This window comes from Chamaesiphon polymorphus CCALA 037 (genome assembly GCF_003003845.1).
GTDB lineage: Bacteria > Cyanobacteriota > Cyanobacteriia > Cyanobacteriales > Chamaesiphonaceae > Chamaesiphon > Chamaesiphon polymorphus.
Map to the genome: position 1 here is coordinate 1 of NZ_PVWO01000523.1, position 3,922 is coordinate 3,922.

The following is a 3,922-nucleotide window of genomic DNA, read 5'->3' on the forward strand; positions in this document are numbered from 1 at the left end:
CAGACGACCAGCTCCGCCACCAGGGAGCTAGATGCATGGACTGTGGTACCCCCTTCTGCCATACCGGAACGCTGATTAGTGGTATGGCCAGCGGTTGCCCGATTAATAACCTGATTCCCGAATGGAACGACCTAGTATATAGAGGACTCTGGCGCGAAGCCCTGGATAGACTCCACAAAACCAACAACTTCCCCGAATTTACGGGTAGAGTTTGCCCCGCACCCTGCGAAGGTTCCTGCGTACTGGGCATCCACAACCCCCCAGTGACGATTAAAAGCATCGAACACTCGATCGTCGATAAAGGCTGGGAAGAAGGCTGGATCGTCCCCGAACCCCCCGCCAAACGCACGGGGAAGAAAGTTGCGATCGTCGGTTCTGGCCCCGCCGGACTTTGCGCCGCCGCCCAACTAAATAAAGCTGGACACTGGGTCACAGTCCTCGAACGCGCAGATCGACCCGGCGGACTGCTGATGTATGGCATCCCCAATATGAAGCTCGAAAAAGATCGAGTCGTCCTCCGCCGGATCGAATTACTCGAAGCCGAAGGCATCACCTTTAAATGCAACGTGGAAGTCGGCAAAGATATCAGTGCTGAAGATCTGCGGAAAAATTACGATGCTGTCATCCTCTGCACTGGAGCCACTAAACCCCGCGATCTCCCGATCGAAGGTCGCGAATTTAAAGGCATCCACTTCGCAATGGAATTCCTCACCGCCAATACCCAAACTGTATTAGACGGCAAAGAACATCGCGATTTCATCACCGCCGCAGGCAAAGATGTCATCATCATCGGTGGTGGCGACACTGGTACCGATTGCGTCGGCACCTCCATCCGCCACGGTTGCAACAGCGTCGAGCAACTAGAAATCATGCCGATGCCGCCCCAATCTCGCGCTGCTAATAATCCCTGGCCAGAATGGCCGAAAGTGTACAAAATGGACTATGGGCAAGAAGAAGCCGCTGCTAAATTTGGAGCCGATCCGCGCGCTTATCTCACCACCGCCACCAAATTTGAGGGCGACGCCGATGGCAATGTCACCGCCGTCCACACCGTCCAAGTCCAGTGGGAGAAAAACGAACAGGGGCAATTTGTCCTGCAACACGTCCCCGGCACCGAGAAAGTCAATCCCGCTGGACTGGTATTACTAGCCATGGGATTCCTCGGCCCCGAACAGCCACTAGTCGATGCTTTAGGCTTAGAGAAAGATCCTCGCAGCAACATCAAAGCCGAACACGAAAAATACACCACGAGTATTCCTGGTGTCTTCGCGGCTGGCGATTGCCGTCGCGGTCAAAGTTTGGTCGTCTGGGCATTTAATGAAGGTCGCGGTGCCGCTCGCGAATGCGACCTGTATCTGATGGGTAGTACCGATCTGCCTTAAGGCAATCCAGCTTAGATAGTAGTGGCGAAGAAAGCGTATTTTGTCTGAGGACGTTGCTCGATCGACGCCACCATAATTAAATTAACCACTGCATAGAGGTAAATAACATGCAATCACTGCAAACTGTCTACGATAATCTCGAAAAGATCGATCGAGTCGATGCGACTACCAGTGCAATATACCGTCAATCGGCACAAGAAGTATTAGCCGATCCCGAAATTAGTTTAGAGTGGCGCAAAGCAATTTGCGATCGACTCAACCAGGTCAACCACGATCTAACCGTTCATTATGTTGTCGATGACGACAGTTATTAAATTTAATTAGAAGTTGTAGGTTGGGTAGAGCGAAGCGAAACCCAACAACACCAATATTTGATGTCAATAATATGCGATCGACGCTCGATCGCTGGGTGCGTTGGGTTTCGCGTTGCTCTACCCAACCTACAGATCTATAAATTCATCTATGACAGTATAGCTTAATTGGCTAAAGCACTCGACCTACATGGAGGGAATTTGGCGGTTCGAGTCCGCTTGTTGCCATAATCAATAACCGTTCATATAGTATTTTTAGCGAGGATAAAAATTCAGACAAAATAGAACAACAAATTTCAGTATTAAAAGGTATTACCAATTTTCGATCGCAACAATCATCTTTCAAGATACCTAAAGAAATGGATGTTAAAATCATTGAATAAAAATCAGTGTAGACAAACTAAGTCATAGCAGCATAGATGTGGGAGTAGCTGATATCTTAATCTTTGAGTTATGATGATTAGAGTGGCGTGTAGTCAGGGATTAGACAATGCTGTTAATTGTAGCGCAAGCTATACCGATCGAAATAGATATCGACGGTGTAGCAAGAGTAGGTAAAACACGAGTAACTTTAGATACAGTTGTGGCTGAATTCGATCGAGGTGCAACTGCCGAAGAAATAGTCTACCGATATCCGGCTCTAAAATTAGCAGATGTCTATAGCACAATTAGTTTTTATCTAAATCATCAACAAGAAGTCGCCCAATACCTGCAACAAAGACAACAGCAAGCTCAAGAAATCCGACTCGTCAACGAGCAGAAATTCGATCCCCAAGGATTGCGAGATAGACTGTTAGCACGTCGAGTAGAAAGATTGGGATGATAAAACTGCTAGCGGATGAAAACTTTGACAACACAATTATTCGAGGGTTATTACGTCGTCAACCAAATATCGATATTATCCGCGTTCAGGATACTGAATTGTCTGGTGCAAACGATCCAACTGTGTTGGCTTGGGCTGCCAAAGAAAATCGGATACTCTTGACTCATGATGTGGCAACAATTACTCGCTACGCTTACGAACGTATTGCCAAAGAGCAAGCAATGCCTGGAGTAATTGAAGTTGTATCTGGTTCGCAAGTTGGAAGGGTAATTGAAGATATTTTAATGCTGTTGGAATGCTCCTTTGATGGGGAGTTAGCAGATCAGATTTATTATCTACCTCTGCCTTGAGGGGTAATACATAGGCACGATCGACCGAGCTTTGCTAACTACACAGCGATTCGGGATCCCGGCTTATGATAGTGTTATGAGAGCAGAAGTAGCAGCGAGTGAAAAGGAGATCGATCGTGAGCGCAGGTAGTAGCAGTACGCATCAAATTAAATTTGGGACTGATGGATGGCGGGGAATTATCGCAGACGACTTTACCTTTGCAAACGTATGTAAGGTAACGCGCGCGATCGCCGCATACCTCAGCACGGCTTACAGTCAGGATCGTCCGGTGTTAGTCGCTTACGATCCGCGATTTTTGGCAGATAAATTTGCCCATACTGCCGCAGAAATATTAGCAGACTTGGGATGGACGGTAAAACTAGTCGATCGAGATTGTCCCACACCAGTAATCGCATTCAACGCCAAGCACCTCAACTCTGCGGGTGCCCTGATGTTTACCGCCAGTCACAATCCAGCCGCCTATTGTGGGATTAAATATATCCCCGACTATGCTGGCCCAGCAACATTAGAAATCACCGATACGATCGTGGGGAATCTGGCTAGTGCTAGCGACGCACCCCCAGAAAACAAGAACCCTGGCAACATTAGCACTTTCGACCCGCAGCCAGAGTATTTTAAATTTATCTATACCCTACTCGATGTCGAGCGGATTCGATCGGCCAAGCTCAAAGTCAAATTCGATGCGATGTATTCCACCTCGCGGGGATACTTAGATAAAGTATTACTCCACTGTGGTTGCGAAACCGAAAACTTCCACATGCAGCGGGACGTATTATTTGGCGGTGGAATGCCAGAACCCAAAGCCGAACTCCTCGGCGAACTGATTGCCGCAGTGCAAAAGGATAAAGCCGATCTCGGTGTCGCTACAGATGGCGATGCAGACAGGTTTGGGATCGTCGATGAGTTAGGTAACGTCCTCACGCCGAATACCGTCCTCCTCGTCCTTGCCAAGCATTTAATCAAAAACAAAGGTAAAACTGGCGCGATCGTCCGTACAGTGGCGACTACCCACCTTCTAGACAACTTTGCTGCCAAGCATGGTGTTCCCCTAATTG

Annotated in this window: 5 protein-coding genes and 1 tRNA gene; all 6 read left to right on the forward strand. The window is 48.1% G+C overall.

Annotated features, from left to right (window positions below; translation table 11 throughout):
• On the forward strand, positions 1–1,382 hold a 1,382-nt coding region (gene gltD, locus C7B77_RS25655), incomplete at its 5' end, for a glutamate synthase small subunit (protein ID WP_106311663.1).
• A 107-nt stretch (positions 1,383–1,489) separates the two neighbouring features.
• Complete coding sequence (locus C7B77_RS25660; RefSeq protein ID WP_106311651.1) at positions 1,490–1,696, forward strand: hypothetical protein; 207 nt, start codon at positions 1,490–1,492, stop codon at positions 1,694–1,696.
• Positions 1,697–1,846: 150 nt separating this feature from the next.
• Positions 1,847–1,921, forward strand: a tRNA-OTHER gene (locus C7B77_RS30475).
• A gap of 262 nt (positions 1,922–2,183) precedes the next feature.
• Positions 2,184–2,516, forward strand: coding sequence for a DUF433 domain-containing protein (locus tag C7B77_RS25665; RefSeq protein ID WP_106311654.1), 333 nt, complete (start codon positions 2,184–2,186; stop codon positions 2,514–2,516).
• A complete protein-coding gene (locus tag C7B77_RS25670; RefSeq protein WP_106311657.1) occupies positions 2,513–2,866 on the forward strand; it encodes a DUF5615 family PIN-like protein in 354 nt (117 codons plus the stop codon). Before C7B77_RS25665 ends, C7B77_RS25670 begins: the two co-directional genes overlap by 4 nt.
• Positions 2,867–2,982: 116 nt before the next feature.
• Positions 2,983–3,922 (forward strand): phosphohexomutase domain-containing protein (locus C7B77_RS25675; protein WP_106311660.1); only part of this gene is annotated, 940 nt, incomplete at its 3' end.

What these genes read in the sequence shown, in the direction of transcription:
- C7B77_RS25660 (WP_106311651.1), top strand. Translation starts at nt 1,490, where the DNA reads ATGCAATCACTGCAAACTGTCTACGATAATCTCGAAAAGATCGATCGA.
- C7B77_RS25665 (WP_106311654.1), top strand. Translation starts at nt 2,184, where the DNA reads ATGCTGTTAATTGTAGCGCAAGCTATACCGATCGAAATAGATATCGAC.
- C7B77_RS25670 (WP_106311657.1), top strand. Translation starts at nt 2,513, where the DNA reads ATGATAAAACTGCTAGCGGATGAAAACTTTGACAACACAATTATTCGA.